At 47.2% G+C, this 25,493-nt stretch carries 18 protein-coding genes; 13 read left to right on the top strand and 5 right to left on the bottom strand.

The genetic code is table 11. The annotated features are described in order from the left end of the window. Positions 1-14 precede the first annotated feature (14 nt). The 4 genes from E1919_RS06575 (at position 15) to E1919_RS06560 (ending at position 3,753) form a co-directional block, all read left to right on the top strand. Positions 15-1,352 (top strand): ABC transporter permease, encoded by a 1,338-nt coding sequence (locus E1919_RS06575; RefSeq protein ID WP_162052560.1) that lies wholly within the window; start codon positions 15-17, stop codon positions 1,350-1,352. Further along, positions 1,349-2,440 carry an ABC transporter permease gene (locus tag E1919_RS06570; RefSeq protein ID WP_162052559.1) on the top strand — a complete coding sequence of 364 codons (1,092 nt, stop codon included), beginning with the start codon at positions 1,349-1,351 and terminating at the stop codon, positions 2,438-2,440. Before E1919_RS06575 ends, E1919_RS06570 begins: the two co-directional genes overlap by 4 nt. A gap of 221 nt (positions 2,441-2,661) precedes the next feature. Beyond that, positions 2,662-2,928, top strand: a complete 267-nt coding sequence (locus E1919_RS06565; protein WP_162052558.1) for a hypothetical protein — start codon at positions 2,662-2,664, stop codon at positions 2,926-2,928. A gap of 486 nt (positions 2,929-3,414) precedes the next feature. After that, positions 3,415-3,753 carry an STAS domain-containing protein gene (locus tag E1919_RS06560; RefSeq protein WP_162052557.1) on the top strand — a complete coding sequence of 113 codons (339 nt, stop codon included), beginning with the start codon at positions 3,415-3,417 and terminating at the stop codon, positions 3,751-3,753. A gap of 141 nt (positions 3,754-3,894) precedes the next feature. Here the strand turns inward: E1919_RS06560 and E1919_RS06555 are convergent, their stop codons facing one another. Both E1919_RS06555 and E1919_RS06550 read right to left on the bottom strand, forming a co-directional pair. Continuing rightward, positions 3,895-4,107, bottom strand: coding sequence for a hypothetical protein (locus E1919_RS06555; RefSeq protein ID WP_162052556.1), 213 nt, complete (start codon positions 4,105-4,107; stop codon positions 3,895-3,897). Positions 4,108-4,242: 135 nt separating this feature from the next. After that, positions 4,243-5,571 carry an MFS transporter gene (locus E1919_RS06550; RefSeq protein WP_237144061.1) on the bottom strand — a complete coding sequence of 443 codons (1,329 nt, stop codon included), beginning with the start codon at positions 5,569-5,571 and terminating at the stop codon, positions 4,243-4,245. A gap of 284 nt (positions 5,572-5,855) precedes the next feature. On the opposite strand from E1919_RS06550, the gene E1919_RS06545 reads away from it, so the two are divergent. The 7 genes from E1919_RS06545 (at position 5,856) to E1919_RS06515 (ending at position 16,138) form a co-directional block, all read left to right on the top strand. Continuing rightward, entirely contained in the window at positions 5,856-6,185 is a 330-nt protein-coding gene (locus tag E1919_RS06545) for a hypothetical protein (RefSeq protein WP_162052555.1), read from the top strand. 303 nt (positions 6,186-6,488) lie between these two features. Continuing rightward, complete coding sequence (locus E1919_RS06540) at positions 6,489-7,943, top strand: alanine/glycine:cation symporter family protein (protein WP_162052554.1); 1,455 nt, start codon at positions 6,489-6,491, stop codon at positions 7,941-7,943. Positions 7,944-8,377: 434 nt separating this feature from the next. Further along, positions 8,378-10,807 carry a TonB-dependent receptor gene (locus E1919_RS06535; RefSeq protein ID WP_162052553.1) on the top strand — a complete coding sequence of 810 codons (2,430 nt, stop codon included), beginning with the start codon at positions 8,378-8,380 and terminating at the stop codon, positions 10,805-10,807. A gap of 54 nt (positions 10,808-10,861) precedes the next feature. Continuing rightward, on the top strand, positions 10,862-11,314 hold the full coding sequence (msrB, locus tag E1919_RS06530) for a peptide-methionine (R)-S-oxide reductase MsrB (protein ID WP_162052552.1): 453 nt from the start codon (positions 10,862-10,864) through the stop codon (positions 11,312-11,314). A gap of 206 nt (positions 11,315-11,520) precedes the next feature. After that, entirely contained in the window at positions 11,521-11,811 is a 291-nt protein-coding gene (locus tag E1919_RS06525; protein ID WP_162052551.1) for an isoamylase early set domain-containing protein, read from the top strand. 702 nt (positions 11,812-12,513) lie between these two features. Beyond that, a complete protein-coding gene (locus E1919_RS06520) occupies positions 12,514-14,952 on the top strand; it encodes a TonB-dependent receptor (protein WP_162052550.1) in 2,439 nt (812 codons plus the stop codon). Between the two features lie 376 nt (positions 14,953-15,328). Beyond that, positions 15,329-16,138 (top strand): tRNA pseudouridine synthase A, encoded by an 810-nt coding sequence (locus E1919_RS06515; RefSeq protein ID WP_162052549.1) that lies wholly within the window; start codon positions 15,329-15,331, stop codon positions 16,136-16,138. An 85-nt stretch (positions 16,139-16,223) separates the two neighbouring features. Here E1919_RS06515 and E1919_RS06510 read toward each other — a convergent pair whose 3' ends face one another. Next, on the bottom strand, positions 16,224-16,826 hold the full coding sequence (locus E1919_RS06510; protein ID WP_162052548.1) for a hypothetical protein: 603 nt from the start codon (positions 16,824-16,826) through the stop codon (positions 16,224-16,226). A gap of 287 nt (positions 16,827-17,113) precedes the next feature. On the opposite strand from E1919_RS06510, the gene E1919_RS06505 reads away from it, so the two are divergent. Then, on the top strand, positions 17,114-18,661 hold the full coding sequence (locus E1919_RS06505; RefSeq protein ID WP_202915864.1) for an N-acyl-D-amino-acid deacylase family protein: 1,548 nt from the start codon (positions 17,114-17,116) through the stop codon (positions 18,659-18,661). 172 nt (positions 18,662-18,833) lie between these two features. Here the strand turns inward: E1919_RS06505 and E1919_RS06500 are convergent, their stop codons facing one another. Next, entirely contained in the window at positions 18,834-21,503 is a 2,670-nt protein-coding gene (locus tag E1919_RS06500) for a cation-translocating P-type ATPase (RefSeq protein WP_162052547.1), read from the bottom strand. A 262-nt stretch (positions 21,504-21,765) separates the two neighbouring features. After that, positions 21,766-22,092 carry a hypothetical protein gene (locus E1919_RS06495; RefSeq protein ID WP_162052546.1) on the bottom strand — a complete coding sequence of 109 codons (327 nt, stop codon included), beginning with the start codon at positions 22,090-22,092 and terminating at the stop codon, positions 21,766-21,768. Positions 22,093-22,995: 903 nt separating this feature from the next. Between E1919_RS06495 and ppsA the strand changes: the two genes are divergently transcribed. Continuing rightward, positions 22,996-25,440: a phosphoenolpyruvate synthase gene (gene ppsA, locus E1919_RS06490; RefSeq protein WP_162052545.1), complete on the top strand. Its 2,445-nt coding sequence runs from the start codon at positions 22,996-22,998 to the stop codon at positions 25,438-25,440. Positions 25,441-25,493 lie beyond the last annotated feature (53 nt).

Raw genomic sequence — 25,493 nt, 5'->3', positions numbered from 1 at the left:
CGGCTCTGTGGTTAATGGCTACTGCTGTATTCCTGCTCAGCAGGCTATTGCCTGGTTCTTTTGCCACTGATCGTATCTTGGAGAACAGCGCCGGGTATTACAGCAAAGGCGCTGAGAGCGACAGGCAGGCCGCTTATCAGAGTTATATCCGGAGAACCGGACTGGATCAGCCCTTGTTTTATTTCTCGTTGGCCCCGGCAACTCAGCCAACAGACTCCCTGAACCGACTTTATTCTGAAACCAAGCAGGCGCGACTTAGAAAACTTGCCTGGCACTATGGAAGCGAGCATAATGCAGAGGCATATCTTTCAAGCACTGAGTTAATAGACAAACAACTGCAAACTTATCCTGATGCTTCCCTGAAGCACCACCTTCAGACACTGCGAGCTGAAGTAAAGTATCATCCTTTGCAGGATGCTGCCAGAAAAGTCGCAGTGGTCGCAAGCCATCCACAGGTTAAGCAGGCGGCGAAACAGGTGCTTGAAAGGCTACAGACAATGCAGCAAGAGCGGGCATCCTTTGCTTTTCTGGTTCCGCAGGTAAGCTGGCATGGCCGCCAGAACCAATACCACCAATGGCTTATGCGGCTCCTCCAGGGCGATATGGGCACATCCTACAGAAGCAGCCGTCCTGTGCTGGCACTTTTAACAGAGGCGATTGGCAATACGTGGTGGCTTCTGATCTGCAGTATGGCCATTACACTGGCGCTGTCGCTGGAGTTGAGCATCCTGATGGTGAAGAAAAAAGGCCGGTTCCTGCGAAAGCTACTGCTACCTTTTCTATTCATCACCGACAGCATACCTGTTTTTGTGCTGGCGCTGCTGCTGTTGGTGCTGTTGGCAAACCCAGACTTTATACAGCTTTTCCCGGTTTATGGCATGGGCTATTATTCTCCACAGCGACTAAGTTTCTGGCAACAGTTAAGCCAGTGGTGGCAGTATATGACACTGCCCATGCTTTGCCTCGTGCTTTCCAGCCTGCCTTATATCACGAATCAGGTTTACGCCTCCATCCATTCGGCAATGCAGGCAGACTATACCCGAACAGCCAGGGCTAAGGGGTTGGCCGAAGGCGCTGTGATAAGGCGGCACATTCTCCGGAATTCGCTGCTGCCCATCATCACCATTGCTTCTGATATACTTCCCGCCCTGGTGGCTGGCACCCTGATCATCGAAACGATATTTGCTGTACCGGGTATTGGGCGTTTGTTAATAGATTCGGTGCTGGCCAGGGACTACCCGGTGCTCATTGGCATTGTGCTGGTTATAGCGGCTTTCAGAATCATAGCATTCCTGCTGGCTGATCTGGGCTATGCCTGGGCCGATCCGCGCATTAAGCAGCAATTAGCATGAAGCAGGTCTGGCAAAACATGGTCTATCTCTGGCGCCGTAAAACAGCTTTTCGGATGGCGGCCTGCTATCTCATGCTGCTCCTTCTGCTGGCACTCGTTTTGCCTCTGCTCCCCCTCCCCTATGGTCCGGACGAACTTGATTATGCACATACCTTTCAGCCACCGTTTGAACCTACAACTGCACCTGATAAGGCGAGGCACCTGCTGGGCACGGACAGCGTGGGGAGAGACGTGCTTTCCAACATACTGTATGGTGCCCGCACTGCGCTTCTCATTAGCGTACCTGTGATGCTGCTCGCTACGCTCCTAGGTTTAATTTTAGGCGCAGGAGCAGGATTTTACGCAGACCGTGGCTTTACCATGCGCAGGAGCAGCTTTTGTGTGCTGGTGCTGGGCATGGTCTGCTTTTGTTACTACGGCTTCTATCTCCCCATCCAGATCACGCGCGTAGGTCTAGGGGCAACTGCACTTGCTGCAAGCTTGCTAACATGTGCGCTTCTGCTCATGTTACTTTCCGGCTTTTTCGTGTTGCTACATAAAAGAGTGACTTCTTTACGAAAACGAATAGCCGTACCCGTGGACCAAATGGTGCTGCGATTGATTGAAGGGCTTTCTACTATACCACGGTTAGTGCTGATTCTGGTACTGGCCTCTTTCCTGCCTCCCTCTGTTGTGTTGCTTTCATTGATTCTCGTACTCACCATCTGGACAAGCGTGGCACGCCTGGCGCGCGCTGAAATGCTTCGGATAAAGCAGCTGCCATACTTTGAGGCGGCGAAAAGCATCGGCCTGAGTACCAACCAACTCCTTCTGCGACATGCGCTGCCCAATCTCGCAGGGCCTGTGTTGGTAGCCTTCACCTTTGGACTTGGGGGGTTACTCGCTCTCGAATCAACATTATCTTTTCTTAATATTGGAGTGCCGACCACGTTAGTTAGCTGGGGAAGAATGATAGCCAATATCCGTTCCGACACTTCCGCCTGGTGGATGGTAGTCTTTCCGGGAGGCTTCCTTACGTTTACAGTATTGGCATTTTACACCTGCAGCCACTACTTAACACAAATTTTTTCTAAAAATACCAGGGGCTAAAATGTTACTTTTGACAATTATAAGTCAAATTTTAGCCATGCTCTCACCTACACTTGCAGCAAAACATCCTTGTTTCAAAAAATAATATAGCGTTTCAGAGCCCAAAGCACAGCGTGGATGGGTTTGATATTCATGTTACCTGCAGCGCTTAATATTCCTGTTTCCTGAGAGCTGGTATGCGTAAAATTGTAACGTATTAAAACCCCAAGCTCCCGATCAACATGAATACCACCGTTCACCAATCACCTCAGAAACAGGCAGAAAGCTGCTATAAAAGTGCATGTTTGTCTGCCATTGCTCAATTAAAAGCAGGCACTCATGAAGAGGAACATGTAGGATACGCCACCATAGATGGCAACATGATTCACCACGTAGAAGTAGCCAGCGCTGTCAACAAGGGTGCCGGGATATTCATAGGAGATTACTTTGTAGGCTTCGCTGATAACTATCATTCAATCAGCCTTTCTGCCCCCTTTATTCGCTATTGATACTCTAGCTCTACCAAGAGCCAAAGTTTTGAATTCATTTTTGTTTAGTAATAAATTTGTTGGTTGTTTGTGTTTAGATTAGCATTAGCCCTGTAGTCCCCCCTACAGGGCTTTTGTTTTGTAAAGCTGTTGCGTTTGCCAATATCACGTAACTGCAAATAACTGAATATTAACCCTTAGCGCTTCCTCTTTAGCATCATATTTTACCACCTGGCACTGTCGTTTTTGCGTAGAAGTACTAGGAGGAGTTTTGCTACAAAACGTGACGTAAACACTCATATAGCGCATGTATTGCCAAAACAGGCCTTTAATTGGCTGTACAAGTAAAAAGTTAAGTATTTACAACAAAAACGACTACATGTTTCTGCTATCTGTCAGAAAAATTTGTAGCCGTACCTTGTTTACAATGAGTCCTCCTTTCAAAGAGGGATTTATAAGTATAACCTAAACAAACAGGAGGAAAAAATGGCAGTTTTTGTACAACATATGAAGTACTGCAGCCTGGTAATGGCAAAGGGATGTGTAAATACAGACGATTGTAATATGTTGGAGCAGGTGATGCGCTGCGCTGCCTTATCAAAAAATAAAACCGTATGGGTAGACTGTGAGTCTATTTCCTCTCTCCCAACAAAGTCGTTGCGCATGCTCCTCTCTCTGTGTAGTAAAGCGAAGTCCAGTGGCGTCGAACTGCTCTTCTACCAGTTTAACCCTAAAATCCATAGGGTAATAGAAAAGGCTGGCCTGAACAGCGTATTGAACATACTGCCAACCATGGCCGATGCTTATGCTTACTGCAGAAAGAAAGGGAATTCTACACTAAAATAGCTTTTAATCAAAAACAAGAAAATCAAAAACAAGAAAAGTACATCGGTGTAGAGAAACCTCTACACCGATGTACTTTTTCGGGTAAAATCCTTACCCCTATCTTCAACATTTTTCAGGAAAATGTGTGAGTTGCTCCTGTTATTATTGATTTGATTGCTCTACTTCTTTTTCCCATCCTTCTGGTCGGTGCCATCGGTTTGGGGCGGCAGGCTTTAACTTTGATATCACCTCCTGTGTTTTAATGAGTTCCAATGCTTCTGCCACGGCACGCTCTAGCTGCGGATATCTGCCTGCAATTACATCTGCGGGTTTGTTGATTACCTCAATATCCGGTGCAACACCTTCGCCTTCCACGGCTCACTCTCCGTTGGCATCCACAAAACCACCACGCGATGCTACCATGCGGCCACCGTCAATGGAAGGCAGCGCATCCCAAGTGCTGCCGGTCAGCGGTGGCCTCGAAGAAATTATAAATGTTTTCAGGGGCTTTTACCTCGCCAGCTGCTCATCCACGTCATCCACAATTAAAGTCAGGAAGCCCCCCAGTATCATAGAACACCCTCCCAGCACCAGTGCAAAAATAGCCTCTCCTCCAAACAACTCATCTGTCATGAAGCCAAGAATGGCACCAGCCACAATCTGCGGGATTACGATAAAGAAGTTGAACACGCCCATGAAGTAGCCCATCCGGTTTGCTGGTAAGGCTCCCGCCAGTATAGCGTAAGGCATAGACAGGATACTGGCCCAGGCAATACCCACGCCCACCATAGATACTAGCAGCATCATTGGGTTCTCTATAAAGTAAATGGATATCAGGCCCAACCCTCCCAGCACGAGGCAAATCAGGTGAGTGAGCTTCCGGCTTGTAGCTTTAGCAAGGTATGGCAGCAGCAAGGCGAAAATGGCAGAAACACCATTGTAAACGGCAAAGCAAACGCCTACCCAATCGGCACCTTCGTTATAGATTAGAGAAGTTGTGTCAGAAGCCCCATACACGTGGCTGGTCAGGGCCTTGGTGGTGTATATCCACATAGAGAACAGGGCAAACCAGGAGAAGAACTGCACAACTGCCAGCTGCAGCATCGTTTTTGGCATGTTAAAAATACCCATTACCGTTTCCCTGACGCCATCGCTGAAGCTGGTGTTATTTCTCTCGGCCTCAAACGCCTCCATATTTTCAGGAGGGTACTCTTTGGTTTTGAACACGGTCCACAGCACAGCAGACAGGAAAACAACGCCTCCCACGTAAAAAGACCACTTCACGGAAGAAGGAATCATGCCCTCAGGAGCAGTATTGGGAACACCAATCCAGTTGGTGAAAATGTAGGGAAGCATTGAAGCTACTACGGCACCAATACCTATGAAAAAAGTTTGCATGGCAAAGCCCATAGTTCGCTGGCTCGACGGCAGCAAATCGCCTACAAGCGCACGAAAAGGCTCCATTGAAACATTAATAGACGTATCCAGAATCCAGAGCATGCCTACCGCCATCCAGAGCACAGAAGCATTCGGCATCACAAACAAAGCGGCTGAAGCCAGAATAGCGCCAATCAGGAAGAATGGCCGCCGCCGGCCCAGCACCGGATGCCAGGTGCGGTCACTGAGATAACCTATGATGGGCTGCACCACTAACCCGGTAACAGGCGCCGCGAGCCAGTAAAGCGCGATTTCAGTTCCACCGAGTGTTTCAAAAATCCGGCTGACGTTGGCGTTCTGGAGTGCAAAGCCAAACTGAATCCCTAAAAACCCGAAACTCATGTTCCAGATTTGCCAGAAGCTGAGCCTCTTTTTCTCAGCGGCCTGAACCGTTTGTGTCATATATGCTTTCTTGTGAAGTGAAGGTTGTGAATTTAGCCCTTTTACTCTGAATAATTAATACGCTGCTACAGGCAATCTCTTGCCTGAGCATGTGCTCAATAAAAATCAGACATTTAAAGTTGCAAAAAGTTTCTATCAGCACATACTTTAGTTAACAGCCCATTCAGACAAGAAATGCATACTGGTGGTGCTATATTCTTGTATTCCCCTTCCACTATAAAACAGGTACTCCAATATTCTTAAACCCCTATCATTTCCCATGTCCATCTCTTACCTTAGCAGGTATGGAAATACAGGGAAAATGGACAAGAGACGAAGAGGGCTTCATGGAGTTTGAAACCTCGGAACTGCAGCGCCACTATGAGACCATCACAGACAAATACCACCAGGTATACAACCGCTATGCAGCAGAACTGGATGATGATGAAGCTTATTATAAAGCGCTGGACGATGGATACGAAATGGTGACAGACTACAAAACCATTAATGGGAACCAGGAATTTGCTACTACTTACATCACGCCAGCCTATGTGGCGGATGTCTGGTATGAGACGGATGAATTCAGCCAGAAAAGAGTCTATGACAGGGGTTTTATCAGAATAAGCAGCAAGTAGAGCATCTGCGCCTCTCCTGAATAAGCTTACTTAGGACGGAAATACCAGTCGATGCACGTGCAGGCATGTACGCAGAATTGTGCACCTTACTCAGCTCCTTTTATTTGCTTACCATACATAGTAAGTGCTTGTAGTAACATGCTTTATCTGGCGCTAAGGGTGGATAACGCCATAGTATTTCAAATAGCCTTCTGGTGAGGTTATGGCAAAAATTCACTTACTTTAGGCTGAGAAAGACAATTTCACCTACAAATACAGGGAATGTAGCAGTCTCAGGCTGCTTTCCCCTGCCGAAAAAACCACATGGAGAACATCATTAGCACAATCAACGACATTGTCTGGAGCAATGTCCTTATTATACTTTGCTTAGGTGCGGGAATCTACTTTTCAGTCGTCACCCGCTTTTTGCAGGTCCGTTACCTGCGGGAAATGCTTCGACTGCTTTTCAACGGACAATCATCTGAAAAAGGCGTCAGCTCCTTCCAGGCTTTCTCTATCGCCATTGCCGGCCGGGTTGGAACAGGTAACATAGCCGGTGTGGCAACAGCCATTGCCATGGGCGGACCGGGAGCTGTATTCTGGATGTGGGTGATTGCCTTCCTGGGTAGTTCTTCTGCCTTTATTGAGGCAACATTGGGCCAGATATACAAGCAGGTTCAAGACGGACAATACCGTGGTGGTCCTGCTTATTATATTGAAAAAGGACTTGGTGTGAAATGGTATGCTGTTCTTTTTGCAGTTGCCACTATCATTAGCATGGCTATGTTTCTGCCGGGCGTGCAAAGCAACAGCATCGCTTCCAGTATAAAAACGGCCTTCGACATACCTGTGGCTGTAACCGGGGCTGCTGTCACCGCCTTACTGGCGCTTATTATTTTCGGGGGTGTAAAACGCATCGGTAAGGTAGCAGAAATTGCCGTACCTTTTATGGCGGGCGCTTATATCCTGATGACCGTGATTATCATCGCCATGAATATCACAGAGGTTCCTGAAGTAATCAGCCTGATTATCCGTTCTGCTTTCGACATTGAACCTGCTTTTGCCGGTGTGTTTGGTATGGCCATTTCCTGGGGAGTTAAAAGAGGTATATACTCCAACGAGGCAGGACAGGGAACAGCGCCGCATGCAGCAGCTGCCGCAGAGGTAAGCCACCCGGCAAAACAAGGATTGGTGCAGGCGTTTTCTGTTTACGTGGATACGCTGTTTGTCTGTACCGCCACCGCCTTTATGATACTTTTCACAGGACAGTATAATGTCGTGAATCCAGAAGGCGGCTTTATAGTAGAAAATCTGCCTGGAGTGGCTTTTGGTCCGGAGTATACGCAGCAGGCGGTGAATACTTACTTCCCTTCACTCGGCAGCGGCTTTGTGGCAATTTCCCTGTTACTCTTTGCCTTCACCACCATTATGGCCTATTATTACATTGCAGAAACCAACCTGACCTACCTGGATAAGAAGGGTAGCAAATGGCTGCTATGGATGTTGCGGGCGCTCATTCTGGCGGCTACCTTCTACGGGTCAATTAAAACAGCTGAATCGGCCTGGGTGTTAGGAGATATTGGCGTGGGCATAATGGCCTGGCTGAACGTGGTGGCCATCATCTTATTAAGGAAACCAGCCCTTCGGGCGCTCCATGATTACCAGGCCCAGCGCAAGGCTGGTCTTGATCCTGTTTTCAGCGCAAAGAAGCTTAATATCAAAAATGCAGAAGAATGGGATAAGCCGGAACAGGTACAAAAGGAAGCTATTGCCCGTTAGGTAAAGCAAATGCTTTTTAAGTCTGGGCCTGCCTGCTATAGGGCATAGCCAAATTTTTTATGAGGGCATTGAAGAGTAATCAGCTAAAGCTATCTCCTCTTCAACGCCCTCTTCTTTATATTGCCCTTTTTTGAGCACCGATCTTAGGAGCTGGGATTGGCTAAATGTATGGGTAAAGGTTAAATGAATGTTAAAATTTTTCAAGTAAAGCAACCATTATAGAAATTTCTGCATCTTTCATTCTAATAAGCAATTAATGGTCCCTTATCTAGGCACATGCACTGAACTAGCTATGAAAGAAACAAAGCCCTCCTTATAATTCCTATTTCGACATCATCCTTTTACATCCCAACACAACAACCCTCAAAGGCTACCCTTCTATAAAATAGCCAAAGCACAGTCACTATCATTATAATCACTATCAATCCTAAACTATGAAAAATGCCTTTGCCTTATTGCTGCTACTGCTATGTGCTGGAAGTACGGTAGCTCAATCCGTTAATCCAGGGAAACTAAGTGGCGTCATGTCAGATTCTCTGACCTCCCAACCAATTTCATACGCGAACGCAGTACTCAAAAGCGGGGATAAACTCATAAGCGGTGCCGCCGCTGATGATAAGGGAGCCTTTGAGCTTTCTAACCTTCCGCTGGGGGATTTTACACTGGTGCTGACATATATCGGGTACAGAACCAAAACCATAACTGTGAAGCTTACCGCCGCTCAGCCCACTTTAACTTTAGGTACCATACAGATGGGCACCGACAGTAAAATGCTAGAAGCAGTGGAAGTAACCGCCTTGAAAGCTTTGGTAGAGGACAAAGGCGACCGACTGGTATATAACGCCGAAAACGATGCTTCCAACGCAGGTGGTACTGCCGCAGATGTGCTCCGTAAAGTTCCCACCCTTAACGTGGATCTCGATGGGAATGTACAGATGCGGGGCAACAGCAATATCAGGGTGCTGATAAACGGCAAACCATCGGCTATGATGGCGCGCAACCTGGCCGATGCTCTGCGGCAAATGCCTGCCAACGTAATCAAATCCATCGAAGTGATTACGAGCCCCGGGGCGAAGTATGATGCGGAAGGTTCGGCCGGCGTGATCAACATCATCACAAAGAAAGGGCTGCAGGGGCTAAACGGATCCACAAACGCTACCCTTGGCAACTTTAACCGCGGACTTGGCACCAGCCTGAACTACAGGAAAAACAAAATCGGCGTATCGTTATCTGCCAATGGCTACCAGTACCGGAATGTTTGGGAGAACAACCTGGTGAGAACTACGCTTGTAAACGGGGTGCCGGTTAGCATCTTAACGCAACAAGACAATGCCGATAACACAGGTACAGGCGGCTATGGCGAGATGAGCATCGACTATGATCCCGATTCTACAAGCCGCATCAACTTTTCAGCCAATGTGTGGGGAGGTAACTTCCCGAACAACAGCACCGCGTTGAATCGGCTGACGGATGCAGAAGGAAACGAATTGCTGGCCTTCCGCAACGAACGCGACTTCCGGAACCCCTATGGCAACGGCCAGCTTGACTTAGGCTATACCAAGACTTTCAGAAAGCCGGAGCAGGAATTTTCGCTGCTCACGCAGTTCAGCCGGATGCCTGACAATTATTTCTATGACACTGAAACCTACTCTGGTGCCGATGAAGTCACCTTCCGGCAGCACAGCTCTAATTATAGCCGCAACAAAGAATATACGGTGCAAACCGACTATGTACACCCCCTGGAAGTAGTTAGTAGACGCGATACCACCAGCATAAAACTGGAAGTTGGTGCCAAAGCCATCCTGCGCGACATTGGCAGTGAGTTTCGCGTAGAGCAGTCACTGGACGGCAACAGCCCCCTGGTTCCTGACCCGACCCAGTCGAATGACTTCGACTACATGCAGCGGGTGTACTCCGGCTATGCCTCTGTGCGCCTGAACAACAAGCGCAAGTGGGGCCTGAATGCAGGTATGCGGCTCGAACACACAGACATTGATGGAAACTTCATCACAACCAAAACTAAGTTAGCAAACCAATACACGAACCTGATTCCGAGCATCACGCTTTCGAAGGGCTTTAAAAACCAAACCTATAAGCTGAGCTATACGCAACGCATCCAGCGCCCGCTCATCTGGTACCTGAACCCTTGGGTAAATGCCAGCGACACGCTGAACCTTAGTACAGGTAATCCTTACCTGGACCCTGAGCTGAACCATGCCGTTGAACTGGCCCATAACCTGAATACCGACAAAGGCATTTCAGTGAACACAGCCCTGTACTGGCGCTATACTGACAATGCCATCGAATACCTCTCCACCGTAAATGCAGATGGAGTATCGCTCAGTATGCCACAGAACATTGCAAAGCGAAAGAACTACGGGGTAAATGTAAATTTCTCTGGCCAACTGGCAAAAAACTGGAACCTGAACAGCGGTGCAGACCTGCGTTATGTGGACCTGAGCAGTTCCAGCCTGAACATGCACAACGACGGATTTATACTGAACTTTAACATGAACAGTACCTATAAATTTCCTAAGAATTATTCCCTGCAAGCCTTCGGCAGTGTTGGGACTGGCTGGATTAGCTTACAGGGTTCTAACACCGGCTACTACTGGCATGGCGTTTCTGCAAAAAAAGAGTTCTGGGACAACAAAGCCAGCGTAACCTTGGCCGTGAACAACCCTTTAACCCGTGGAATTACCCAAACATCAGAACGTTCCGGTCCTAACTTCGAGTCAGAAGCGCGCTCCTTTTATGTGAATCGCTCTGCAAGGCTAATGTTTGAGTGGCGTTTTGGACAAATGGGCGAAGGAGGCGGCAGAAGAAGCAAAAAAATCAGCAACGATGACAAGGCCGGCCGCTAAAAACCTAACCCTCTACTCCCACGTTGTTTAGAACGATTGTAAGAACAATGCACGATGCTACGTTGGATAGACGTCATAATATTTGCCAAATACAGTAATCCTGAGCCCAGAAGAAGAGTAGAGAAAACAGCGGAAGAATGGCAGCAGCAGCTTACGCCGGAGCAATACCAGGTAGCAAGGCAAAAGAGCACGGAACGGCCTTACAGAAATGCTTACTGCCGTAATTATGAACCTGGGTTGTATGCATGTATAGGCTGTGGAAATCTGTTGTTTGATTCAGATGAAAAGTATCATGCCATATCCGGGTGGCCAAGCTTTACTCAACCTATCGCCAAAGGCGCCATAAAATACGCCTTTGACGACAGCCACGGGATGAAGAGAATAGAGGTGATGTGTAATGTATGCGATTGCCATCTGGGCCATGTCTTTCATGACGGCCCGGATCCAATGGGGTTGAGGTACTGCATCAATTCAGTGAGCTTGCAGAAGCTGGATAAATCAACATGAACGGGTTTACGAAAACTTGATATAACAGGGGCTCCATTATAAGTAAACGCAGCTACTTTGAGCTCCTGATTTACAATTTACTAATACAGGCAAGTAAGGGAAGCGCTGATTTATAGATAATTAACTTTTTATCATTTATTGGGTTACCTATTTTTATTATTCGCATTAAAGCATATATTTGGTTTCCAATATAAAAAATTTATAAGATGATACAGAAGACGTACCTTAAAACGAAAGACCTTTGTAAGGTCAAATTCACGGTAACCCCTGAGAATGCCGAAACGGTAGAAATTTTGGGTTTGAATAATGACTGGGAAAACCCAGCTGTTATGAGCAAGAAAAAAGGAGGTACTTTTACCTATGATGCTTCCCTTCCGAAAAACACTCAGCATGAATTCAGGTATCGTGTGAATCAGAGTGAATGGATGAATGAGCCGGAGGCAGACGAACAAAAGCCCAATGAATTCGGCAGCAGCAACAGCGTCATTGTTCTTTAAAAAGCTTTTAACTTCAAGCATACTGAATATAAACTTCTACTTCTGAACAGCTGCTAAAGTACTTTTCAGAACTTCAGTAGCTATCAATATTTTCAACCCAATGGAGGCTCTCTGTCTTGAGGTTTCTCCATTGGGTTATCCCATTGTGCAAAATTCAAAGGCCTATATTCTATTGCTCTAACGATCCAACAGCCTCAACTTACTGTTGCTGCGGAGGCATTATCAAATAGTTCGCGAATAATTATGCCATCCTCCCAATAGTGGAGGTATGCACACCAATACTGTCGGCTTGAAAATGGCAGACTTGTATTCTTCAGCTATAACAGCCCTCAGTAGTCCTGCTTCTCTCCTTTCTGCACAGCGCACATTATGCGAAACGAATCCTGGCAGCAGAACGTGATAACTCTATACCATTTTCAACTTGCCCAGTAAAAGCAAGCCCACTGCACCACTAATTTTAAGCCAATACTAAAGCTATTTACAATTCAGATTAGGAGGATTCTACCTGCGCCTGTTGCGATAATGACACTTTATAATATTTCTCTTTAAAACTCCTCCTCACCTACTTGCTTCCAGTGTTGGTAGAATAAAAAAACCCATTCGTCTAAAAGTTACAAACTTCAACCAACAGTACCTTGCTATACAAAGTACTATACACCATCTTTGTGACATCATTACAACAACGCGAAACAAAATAAACCTATGAAAAATTTTTTCTCATTACTTTCCATGCACCTGCTCTTGTGTAGCAGCCCTCTTCTTGCCCAGTCAGATGGTACTTTGTCTGGCACGGTGGTAGACGAAAAAGAACAGCCGGTTGGCTTTGTAAATGTAGCTGTACTGGATGCCTCCACCGCCAAAGTAGTGACAGGCGCCATTGCCGACATGGATGGCAGTTTCCAGATTAAGACACCGGCTGCCGGAAACTACCAGCTAAAAATAAGTGCACTGGGTTATGCAGAGACGCTGACAGAATCTTTTCAGGTGACTGGCACAGGCTTTTCCAAAGACTTTGGGAAAGTACAGGTAAAAGGCGATGTACAGACGCTGAGTGAAGTGGAGGTGCAAACTATGCGCCCTACCGTTACAACACATCCGGATAAAATGGTGGTGAGCGTGGAAGGCACCGCTATGGCAAGCGGCAGCACCGCTTATGAAGTACTGGCCAAGTCGCCGGGGGTATGGATTGATCAGGACGGCAACCTGCAACTGAATGGCAAGGCAGGTGTGCAGGTGATGCTGAACGGCAAGCGCTCCTTTTTATCAGGGAAAGAGCTCCAGAACCTGCTACAAGGCATGAGCGCCGAGAACATCAAAGACCTGGAACTTATCACAAATCCTTCTTCTAAATATGATGCAGAAGGTGCATCGGGCATTATTAACATTAACCTCAAAAAGCCGCAGCAGGCAGGTATGAACGGCAGTGTTTATGGCGGGTACCAGTACAACAACCTGAGTTCTTATACTGCCGGTACTGAACTGAGCCACAAAAGCGGTAAGTGGAATTCGTTCGGAAGCCTGGACTTTGCCCAACGGATGCGCTACCGCGACGCGGAAATGGACCGTGTCTTCATGAGCGAGGATGGCAGCAAAAGCACTTTTGACCAGACAGGTTATGAAGAGGGCGAGCGCCTGCAGCCATCCCTGCGCCTAGGTAGCGATTATGACCTGAACGCGCAGCACAGCATTGGGGCCATGGCAAACCTAAACCTTAACAGTAGCGAAAATTTCTTCCGGACGGACTCCTACCTGCGAAACGCCAATGCAGCAGATGACCTGTTCATTCATTCCCTGAACAGCACCGAAGGCACATACGGCAACGGAACAGTAAACCTGCACTACCTCGGCAAACTCGATACCTTGGGCACTACCCTCTCCGCCGACCTGGACTATGTGCACATCACCAGCCGGGATGATGCTTCGTTCCGGAACAACTATATTCCCCTGAGCACTCCTTCAGAGCAAACGCAGGAGCTGTTATTAAGTGAGAACCCTACCAGCTACGACATTTATTCCGCCAAAGTGGACTTCGCGAAGTCATTAAGCAAAACGACAAAGCTGGAGTTAGGTGCAAAGGCCAGCCACGTAACCTCCGACAATGAACTGCGCTTTTATGAGACATCGGACGGCAGACAGATTCCGGACCCTAACCGCAGCAACCACTTTATCTATAAAGAAGACATCTATGCGGCTTATGCCAACGTGTCGGCCTCGTTGGGTGAGAAATGGACTTTACAGGGTGGTTTGCGGGCAGAGCAGACTGAATCAAGCGGTAACTCGCTCACCAAGAAACACAAAACAGACCGCAGTTATTTAGACCTGTTCCCGAGCGTGTTTGTGCAGCAAAAAGTAAGCTACAACTATCAAATTGGCTATAAGTACAGCCGCCGCATCAACAGACCGAATTACCAGAATCTGAACCCGTTCATCTTTTTCCTGGACCCTTACACCTCGGCACAAGGCAACCCTAACCTGAAGCCGCAGTACGTTAATTCTTTTGAGGTAACACAGACCCTGAAGCAGACTTATAACCTGGTGCTGGGTTACGCTGTAACGCAGGATTTTATAGCAGAAGTGCCGACGCAGAACCCAGAAGATAACACAACCGTGTTTCAGCAACAAAACGTAAAGAACCTGAAGAGCGCAACCGCTACACTGGTGGCTCCGGTGCGTGTCTCAAGCAAATGGGAAATCAGCAACAACCTCATGACCATGTATCAGGAGTTTACCAACATGTCAGGTGACGACGTGGTTGTAAATGACCAGGTAACAGTAATTGCACAGACAAACCACAACGTGATGCTGCCATACGGCCTGCGCCTCGAAATAAACGGCGGCTACCAAAGCCCTGCGGTATATGGACTCTACAAAATAGATGAACAGATGTGGCTAGATGCCGGACTGAAGCGCGACTTCCTGAACGACAAACTAACCATGACCCTGAACGTGACAGACATTTTCAAAGGCCGGGTGATGAACGTGGAAGCAAACCTGAATGGCAACATCAACGCCATAGAGCAGTACCACGGGGCTAGGAGCGTACGCCTTAACCTGCGCTACCGCTTCAACAAAGGCACTGCTTTCCAGTCTAAGAAGCGCAACGTGAACCTGGATGAGCTGAACAGAACAGGCGGGAATTAACCAGCCGTACTGACAGTTGAAGCTTATTTTAAGATTCTTTCGTTCCGCAGTTAATTTGTAAAACTGCGGAACGTTTTTGTATATCAAGCGACTGCAGTTCATCTGTGCCATGTATGGACCAAAAGTATAGTAGCAGATACTTTATTCATCCTGATGTTCATTTTGCTGTTTCCAGTAAGGCAACCCAGACTCAGAAGAACTGTACGGGCAGCAGGCACAAAACATGAGTCAATATCTTTTGTACCCAAAAAAGACATCAAAAAACAGCTAATACTTCACATGAAATACCCGTTTAACAACAGTGAAAAATCATTAGGTTAAAAAAACCATACTACCTTGTGAACTTGTTCCCAACACAAATAAACCTGTACAGGCGTTGAGATACTTTTTCCATATCGGCTATAACGGCACCAACTACAGAGGCTGGCAGCGCCACCCTTATGGGGTAAATGTACAGCAGACAATAGAAAATGGCCTTCTGAAAATATTAAAAGTACCTGTCGCTATTGTGGGGTGTGGCAGAACAGATGCCCAGGTGCATGCCAGCCAGTTCTTTTTTCATCTGGATGTAGAAAAGCCATGGGAGTTCGACATGCTTTTCCGACTGAACAAAGTTCTACCGCCTGATATTGCCGTGTTTGACATTATCCCGATGGAGGGTATGCCGCATGCAAGATTCGATGCCAAACAAAGGAGCTACGACTATTATATGCATACCTACAAAGACCCTTTCCTGAGCAGCGTGAGTTCCCTTTATCTCCTAAAGAACCTGAACCTGGATGCAATGGCCGCGGCCACTACCCTGCTCCCACTGTACAGCGACTACCGGTTTTTATGCCTCACACCGGCGGAGCACGACAGTACCATCTGCCACGTCACCGCTGCCAGATGGCTCTCAAATAAAAATGGCGATAGGCTGCGCTTCCAGATTTCAGCAAACAGATACCTTAGCCGTATGATTCGGATTGTAGTGGGAAAGCTTATCCAGATAGGAATGAGCGAGCTAAGCATTGATGAATTTGAAAGCTATTTGGCTGCTGAGAGAGCACCTAAAGCCCTTACTCCAGCCTATCCACAGGGGCTCTTCCTGTCAAAGGTTACTTACCCGTACTTGGATATATTACCCCGCAACGCCTTTTCTGCAACTCCGCAGCCCCAGACAGACAATTACTGGCAAGTAGTTTGAAAGCTTCAGTTAAAGAAGCTTAAGTTTAACACGGTTTAGTATCTCAATAACAGAATCAGCAAAATAAGTTTGGGGTAAAGAAGCTTTACTGCGCTGCTTTGTCTTTGGGAGGGTTGATCATGATATGCGCGCCATGGGTTCCGGGATGCATGATCCACGGCATGGCCGGAGCATCTGGTTTAAGAGGTAAACCAGTGCTCTCGGAGGTGGCATACGGAATATACACCACATAACGCAGATAGCCCTCCTTCACCTCACCGGTTGCCTGGTTAAAGTTCTCATCCGGAGCACCGTATACAAACAAAGTGGAAGGCTGTTTTGGCATCACTAACTTCCCACTCTTTACTTCCTGCTCCCGGCTGTCGAAAATTTCCTGTGCACTTTTGCCGGCTTTCCGCAGCTCCCTCCCACGCGTCATGAAAGGTTCCAGGTCCTGATGATAGCAGGAAGTTGAGAAGCCTTTTTGATTGGGGTCATCGGCTAAGCAAACCATTTCGTTTGTTCCTTTCCGCAGCAAGACAAATTCACCGTTGGCGTTGTACCCATATACAGTGGCCTCCGCCCGTTTATCAGAAGGGGCAGCAAGCACAGCAGATTTTACCTGTACCTCAGAAGAGGGTACATTTAACTGAGCGAAGGCGCTGAAACCTGCCATGGCAAGTATAGCAGTAGTTATAGTTTTTTTCATAGCAAATGCATCATTAACAAAAACTAATCATAGGGTATAGCAGCATATAAACTTAACTAAATCAAGAAGATATTTCAAGTAAAAGCTGCTGTTTTACGATGGCGATACTTGGTATAACAACTGAATTAGGATATATTGAATCATAAGGCAGCACCCGTGCAATCATCCGGCACAAAGAATGGCCATATAAATTTTTCAATGCAGCGGTTTAAGCAATAGAAGCAGCCACTTTTCCTTTCTTGCAGGGCCTACTGATATTTAGAAAAACACTCCAACAATTGTGAAAGATGAAGAAGACTTTTATAAAAGCGCAGCAGACACTCATTTATACCTTGTTGGCCACCATAATGGCATCGTGCCAGCAAGAGGGAAATGCGCAGACCTATGACCTGCTGCTGCGAAAGGCAACTGTTGTAGATGGAACCGGGGAGGCACCTTATGTGGCCAACCTGCTGGTATCAGGCGACTCTATTGCGCTGATAGAAAGAGACACCTCTTCCTCCTATTCCGCTGGCAGAACGGTAAATGCGGAGGGCCTGGTGCTGACGCCCGGTTTCATTGATACACACGCACATGGAGATCCCCTGGAAACACCTGAATTCAAAAATTTTCTCTCGATGGGTGTTACCACCATTTGCCTGGGGCAGGATGGCTTTAGCCCGGAAGAGAAAGACTTAAGTAAATGGATGGACCTTGTCAGCAAAAAAGCACCTGCTGTAAACATCGCCATGTTTGTCGGCCACGGTACACTGCGCATGCTTTCCGGTATACAGTATGACTCAGTGCCCTCTGACCAGAATTTAGCGGCCATGGAAAAAATGTTGGCAAATGCTCTGGATGCAGGTTGCTTTGGTATGACAACCGGCCTGGAGTATACCCCCGGCTATATTGCAGACAGCACAGAGTTGAACAGGATGGCGAAAGTGGTCGGCGCAAAAGAGGGGCTAATAATGAGCCATATGCGGAACGAAGATGACGCCTTTGTAGAAGCATCCATCCGGGAATTGCTGGCGCAGGGGAGACATTGCCCTGTGCATGTGTCGCATATGAAAGTAGTGTTTGGCAAGGGGCAAGAACGGGCGGAGGAAATCCTGCAACTGCTGGACAGCGCACGAATAAGCGGCATACAGGTTACCGCAGACTTCTACCCTTACACCGCCAGTTATACAGGCATTGCCATTCTTTTTCCGGAGTGGGCCCAGAAGCCAAACGATTACCAGCAAGTGCTGAAAACCAGAAGGGCAGCACTGGGAACCTACCTCCAGAACAGGGTAATGCTACGGAATGGCCCTGAGGCCACCTTGATTGGTTCAGGGCCATATAAAGGAAAAACGCTTGCTCAGGTCTCCGCTGAACTGGAAAAACCTTTTCAGGATGTACTCATGGACAATATTGGCCCATACGGCGCTAGCGGTGCCTACTTTGTAATGGACGAGACCTTACAGGAAACCCTGTTGAAGAACCAACATGTAATGGTATGTACCGATGGAAGCCCTACCATGCACCACCCCAGAGGCTATGGGACCTACGCCAAAGTAATTGAGACGTATGTTGAAGACCGGGACTTTTTTACTTTAACAGAAGCTGTCCGGAAAATGAGCGGCTTGCCCGCAGCAACGATTGGCTTAAAAGACCGGGGCCTGATCAGAGAGGGCTATAAAGCAGACATTCTGCTTTTCAATCCGTCAGAAGTCCAGGAAAATGCCACCTATGAAAACCCTCACCAACTGGCCACCGGCTTTCGCTATGTGATCGTTAATGGGCAAATAGTGAAGGAGGGCACTCAGTTTAGCAGTGAGAGAAATGGTAGGATGTTGAAGAAAAGTAATAAATGAGTGTTAACGCGACTTCACCATGAAGTGGTTTGGGCTTATACATGATGAAATGCTACAGCTTACTGCATGTACTGCCTGTAATGAAACAGTATAAAGCGGCCCCGAATGATGCTTTTTTGACAGCGCTTCTTAAACGTATCCTATGTTTGAGAAGCGCTGTCCTTATTATTTCTTATTTCCTGAAGAACCTTCTTTCAATCTTTATAACAAAGAAAACGATACTTCCCGCAGCAACTGAAATCAGGAGGTCTTCCAGTGGTAAAGGCACAAGTCTGAAAAAGCTTTTCATGAAAGGCAAATAGATGACCGCCAGCTGCAATAAAACAGAAGAAACAACTACTAAAACCATCAGCTTATTGGTTTTGATGGCAAATGCGGAATGGGCCGAAGAGCGTAAAGCAAGTGCCTGAAACACCTGTGCAAATCCTATGGTAGCAAAAATCATGGTTTGCCAGGTAAGGTCTTCCAGCTCGTTAGGGTTGTAGTAAAATAAAGCCAATCCTAACGAAACCGCAGCAATGGTCACCCCGACTACGCCCAAAGGAATGATGTCACTTTTTTCCAGCGCTCCTTTCTCCGGGTCTCTTGGTGGCCTCCTCATGGTGTCTTCTTCAGCGGGCTCTGTTCCAAGGCCAAGCCCCAGTAGGCCATCGGTAAGCAGGTTCAGCCACAGTAGTTGCAAAGGCTGCAGGGCTATCACCATCCCAAAAAACGGTGCCACCAGCATTATAAGGACTTTACCGACGTTTCCTGCAAGCGAGAATCTTATAAACCGAAGCAGGTTATCAAAAATTACTCTTCCTTCCTCCACAGCAGCCACAATTGTAGCGAAGTTATCGTCCAGCAACACCATATCAGCAGCTTCCTTGGCAACGTCTGTTCCTGTTATTCCCATGGCTACACCAATATTGGCTTTCCGCAAAGCCGGAGAATCGTTTACGCCATCACCCGTCATAGCTACTACTTCTCCTCTTCTCTGGAGAGCACTCACAATGCGAAGTTTATCTTCCGGAGATACCCGTGCATATACCGATGTTTTTTCAGCTAATGAAAGAAGCTCCTCTTCATCTGCTTTGTGCAGCCTTTCTCCTGATACGGCATCATACTGCTCCGCAAAGTTCAGCTCCCTTCCAATGGCTGCGGCAGTCAGCGGATGGTCTCCCGTAATCATGATGGGCCTGATCCCTGCCAGTTTACACTTCTCAACTGCTACCTTCACCTCCTCCCGTGGCGGGTCTATCATACCCGTAAGTCCGATATAGGTGAGCCCCTTCTCCACTTCATCGTTACCGTTATCCGATTCCACCATGCGAAAGGCCAGCCCCAGCACCCTGATCCCGTTCTTGGCCAGTTTCGTGTTCGCTCCTAAAATTTTTTCCTTCCATTCATTGTTCAGCGGCTCCTGTTTCCCATTCACCCACACAAAATCAGCAACATTTAAAAGAGAATCAGGAGCACCTTTGCTACAGAGTAGAAAAGGTGTGTCCGGAAGGTTTTGAAAATATTCAGGTAAAGCTCCTTCCACTTTATGAATAGTAGACATCCTTTTTCTGTCACTGTCGAAGGGTATTTCGTTAACTCTTGGTAACGTCTGGTACAGGTCATCCTTATGAATGTCTCTTTTAGCACCTGCTACTAATAAAGCAGTCTCTGTAGGGTCTCCGATTACCTGTTCTGAACCAGGTTCTCCACCTTTTTCCAGTGTGGCATCATTACACAAAACTGAAACAGCGAGGGCAAAATCAAGGGCAGCTGCCCCTTGCCCTTCTATTTCTGTTGTGGCTGCAGGTTTCAAATCAATGGTGTGCTCTGGCAGGTCTACTACCGTTACCGTCATTTTATTCTGCGTTAGCGTACCCGTTTTGTCGGAGCAGATAACGGTAACAGAGCCGAGTGTTTCCACGGCGGGTAGCTTTCTGATGAGGGCATTCCGCTTCAGCATTCTTTGTCCGCCCAGCGCCAGCGTAATGGTCACCACTGCAGGAAGGCCTTCGGGAACGACAGCTACTGCAACACTCACAGCCGTCAGGAACATATCTGCGGCTGACTCACCTAAAAGAATGCCTATACCGAAAATAACAGCGGCCGCAATAACACCAAACAGTGCCAGCATTTTGCCGAGTTTGTCCAGCCTTTCCTGCAATGGTGTTTTCTTTGTTTCAACGGTTGCTATCAGATTGGCTATGTTTCCTAGTTCGGTTCCCATACCGGTAGAAACCGTAATTCCCACCCCTCTTCCATAGGTTACCAGGGTTCCCATATAAGCCATGTTTTTCCTGTCACCTATAGGCACATCTTCTTTGGTGATGGGCGCTGTAGCTTTTTCTACAGACTCAGACTCACCCGTCAGAGAGGCTTCCTGCACTTTCAGGTTAAAGGCATCCAGAATACGGAGGTCGGCGGGCACTACATTTCCGGCCTCGATTTCCACAGTATCTCCCGGCACAAGTTCCTTTGCGGATATCTCTTTTACTGTTCCGTTGCGCCTCACCCTCACCCTAGGCACCACCATGCGGTTGAGTGCGGCCATAGCACGCTCTGCCCGGTACTCCTGAATAAACCCGAGAAACCCGAAAAGCAGCACAATAGCCAGGATGGCCACGGCTTCTGTGTACTTGCCAAGAAAGAGGGAAAGTAGTGCAGCAGCAATCAGAATAAGCACCATAGTTTCAGTGAACTGCTGCAGCAGCATTTTAAAAGGGCTTTTCTGCCTCTTTTCCTCCAGACTATTAGGTCCGTATTTTTCAAGCCGAACACCTGCCTCAGCATCCGAAATGCCATTGACTGATGAATCGAGTTCAGCTAAAACTTCATCTTTCGTTCTTGTGTACCAATTGTTCATTCTTATATATTGCTGTAGCCACTTAGTTCACTGTTGTTACGGAAACATGCGGTATAAAGTCCTTAACCCCAGCCTGCATCTTAAAAAGCGTGTTAATATACAGAAAGCCTGCTCTTTTTCCATCTATGCAAAAGTCCGTTTAACTGCTAATAAAATGAGCAGTTAAACGGACTTTTGCATTCCTTCTGATGAAAAAAATATATAGTTGAAGATATAAACTAAGATTAACCAGAATCCTATTGCAGAGGGTATAGATAGCTACTTAAGCCGCTATAGCATCCAGCATGGCTGCGTTGGCAGCAGGAAGAGAGGCATGTAGCTCTTGGTACAGCTTCCTGGCTTTTACGCGTAAAGAGAAGGTATCAAACACGCTTCTGAACACCAGGAAATCCACCCCTGCTATAATACCATTTACTCCTGAGCTGTTCAACGCTTCAGCAAGAATATCATCCTTTATCAAAACGACATTATTTGTAAAGCCTTCTTTTAAAAAAGAGCACTCTAAGCCCCCACTAACTTTCTTCATCAACAAGGTGCTGCTGTTCTTTAACCCTTTTTGCAGTCTGTTTAAGTCTCTTACAATTAACATAGTTAGCGCTTTTAACTGTTGTCTGAAATAATTGCTATACAATTCTAATCTAATCTTATGACCATAAATATGACACAAGTCATCGCTCAGCAGGACGGATATCATTAACCTTTGCACAGCTAGTATGCCCGTAGTATACCTCCTGCCAACCGACATGCACTCTTTTTAATAGAAGGACAGCGGTAAGAACATGTCATGTTCTGTTCGAGCCTTTTAAGTATCTGAATTAACTGTTCAGTCTATGCACCCGACCAAAGCTGTTCCTGTAGTTCTGGCAAAAAGATATAAATCATGTCTGAAACTGACCTTAATCATTAGATATCACTGTTTTATAACGGAATTTTATAGCAATTATTACACACTTCAATTGCTACACTATGAAATCTATTTTAAGTATTATACATGACAGCATCGAACAAGGTATCAAGCCGTTTTACCGGCGAGCGAAGAGTGGATATGCTGGTGTTGGGCTATCATGCTGAATAACCATGGCAGCACCTGCGCAACGTGGGTGCTGCCATGGATAAAAGTATACCACACGTACTTGCCAGTGCTTTTTGCGCACTACAAAAGATGACATCAGAAATAGCCATATTCTTTAAACCTAACCTTAATCATCAAAAAATGTCACTGGTAAATTAAAAAACAATGTTTTAAAGCCTGACACTGCCGAAGAAGGAAGAGGCAGCCGCTGGCAACAAGAAGGCAATTCAGATTGATGAAGTCAGTTTTGAAGCTGAAAAAGAGGGATTAATCTCCCGCCTTTTCAGTTAAACCACGACATGCACCTCTCTCCTGAACTACGCTAACCCCCTTAAACACTTTGCTTTAAACCAAGTATACTCTTACTAGAGAAGCACAAAACTATATTGAATAAGCACAATCTTATATAAACTTCCAGCTATGTCTACTTACACTATCCCATTCAAAAAATTAACCATGCAGCATGTTGCTGATGTTGGGGGCAAAAACGCTTCCCTTGGTGAAATGCTGCAAAGTCTGGCTGCTGACAATATCAGCGTGCCTGACGGCTTCGCCACCACAGCGAAGGGTTACCAGGAGTTTCTGGAAAATAATAACCTGACAGAAAAGATTGAGGAGCACTTATCGGGGCTGGACACAGATAATTTTACTAACCTGCAGGAGGTAGGCGCCCAGATACGGGAGCTTGTGCTGCAGGCCAAAATAACGGATAACGTAGAGCAAGCCATACGCACTGCATACAAAGAAATGTGCCGGCAGTATGGCTCCGAGGTTCAGGTGGCTGTAAGAAGCAGTGCCACTGCCGAGGACCTGCCTGACGCAAGCTTTGCCGGGCAGCACGAGTCTTACCTGAATATAGCCGGAGAAGAGCAGGTGCTGAAAGCCTGTTTGCGCTGCTACGCTTCCCTTTTTACAGACCGGGCCATTAAGTACCGGCACGACCACGGATTCGATCACCTGAAAGTGTACCTCTCGGCAGGCGTACAGAAAATGGTGCGTTCTGATTTAGCCAGCGCGGGCGTATGCTTCACCCTTGATCCGGAATCAGGTTTTGATAAGGTTATTTTTATTACCGGGAGCTGGGGATTAGGTGAGAATGTAGTGCAGGGAACCGTGAATCCGGATGAGTTTTACGTGTTCAAGCCCACACACAAGCAAGGTAAGAAAGCCATTGTGAGCAAGAAAATTGGCTCTAAGGAGATTACCATGGTTTACTCAGAAAACAATTCTGATCAGCCAACTGTCAACATTGAAACGCCAGCCCCGAAACAGGAGATGTACGTTCTTTCTGACAACGAAATAAACCAAATTGCTGAGTGGGCCGTGCGGATTGAAGAGCATTATGGCCGCCCCATGGACATAGAGTGGGCAAAGGACGGCGAAACAGGAGCCCTTTTTATAGTGCAGGCCAGGCCGGAAACCATACACAGCCAACAGGAAAGACAGCTTACCAGAAAAACCTTTACACTAGAAGAAGCAGGAAAGCAGCTTGCCCTAGGCAAAGCTATCGGCCACCGGATTATCAGCGGAAAAGCCCGTCTGCTAAACTCTCCGCAGGACTCTCATTTGCTACAGCCCGGCGAAATACTGGTTACAGATATCACGAACCCGGACTGGGACCCGATTCTGAAAAAAGTATCTGCAGTTATCACGAACAAAGGCGGGCGTACTAGCCATGCCGCCATTGTGGCCAGAGAAATGGGCGCCTTGGCTGTGGTAGGTGCCGGAAACGCCACAGAAGTTATCCATAACGGGCAGGAGATAACGGTGTCCTGCGCCGACGGTCAGAACGGCTTGGTATACGATGGCAGGCTGAGTTGGAAAGAAGAAGAACTTGACTTCGGGACCCTGGGCACCCCTGAAACAAAGGCAATGCTAATAGTTGGTGACCCTGACCAGGCTTTTGAACTTTCCTTTTATCCGAATGAAGGCGTGGGGCTGATGCGGCTGGAGTTCATCATCAACAACAGCATTCAGATTCACCCGATGGCTTTGGTGAAATTCAGCGAGTTAAAAGACGAAGCCGTTAAAGAACAGATTGAAGCCCTGACGCACCATCACGAAAACAAAGAAGACTACTTCGTAGAGAAACTGGCGCAATCTGTTGCCACCATCGCCGCGGCTTTCTATCCGAAAGACGTGATTGTGCGCATGAGTGACTTTAAAACAAACGAGTATGCCAACCTGATTGGAGGACAGCAGTTTGAGCCGAAAGAGGAAAATCCGATGCTTGGTTTCCGGGGAGCCTCCCGCTACTACAATTCCCGTTACCGCGAAGGCTTTGGACTGGAATGCAAAGCCATGAAGATGGTGCGCGGCGAAATGGGGCTGACAAATGTGAAGCTGATGATCCCATTCTGCCGCACGATAGCGGAGGGCAAAAAGGTGCTGAAGCAAATGGAGGAATCTGGTTTGGTGAGAGGTGAAAACGGGCTGGAGGTTTATGTGATGGCCGAAATACCGAGCAATGTGCTGCTGGCAAAAGAGTTTGCCGCTATATTCGACGGCTTCTCCATCGGCTCCAACGACCTTACCCAACTCACCCTCGGCATCGACCGGGACTCTTCTACTATCAGCGAGCTGTTTAATGAGCAAAACGAAGCTGTAAAAGCCATGATTAGTAAGGTGATACAAGTGGCCCATGAAACAGGCGTAAAAGTAGGCTTGTGCGGACAGGCTCCCAGCGACTTCCCTGAGTTCGCGAAGTTTCTTGTAGAGCAGGGCATCGACAGCATCTCCTTTAATCCGGATGCGCTGCTGCAGGGTGTTGAGAACATACTGGCAGCTGAAAAAGAGCAGGGTAAAAACAGTAAGTCCACTAAAGCAACATCTCCTAAAAAAGAGAAAGAAACGCATGAAGTATAACCAGGATAAATAGCTTCTTCAAACACTCATTGTTCAGGATAGCTTTACCGTTT

The sequence above is a fragment of the Pontibacter pamirensis genome (assembly GCF_010015475.1).
Classification (GTDB): Bacteria; Bacteroidota; Bacteroidia; order Cytophagales; family Hymenobacteraceae; genus Pontibacter; species Pontibacter pamirensis.
Note: the sequence above shows the minus strand (reverse complement) of the source record. Positions and strands in the feature narration are given on the sequence as shown.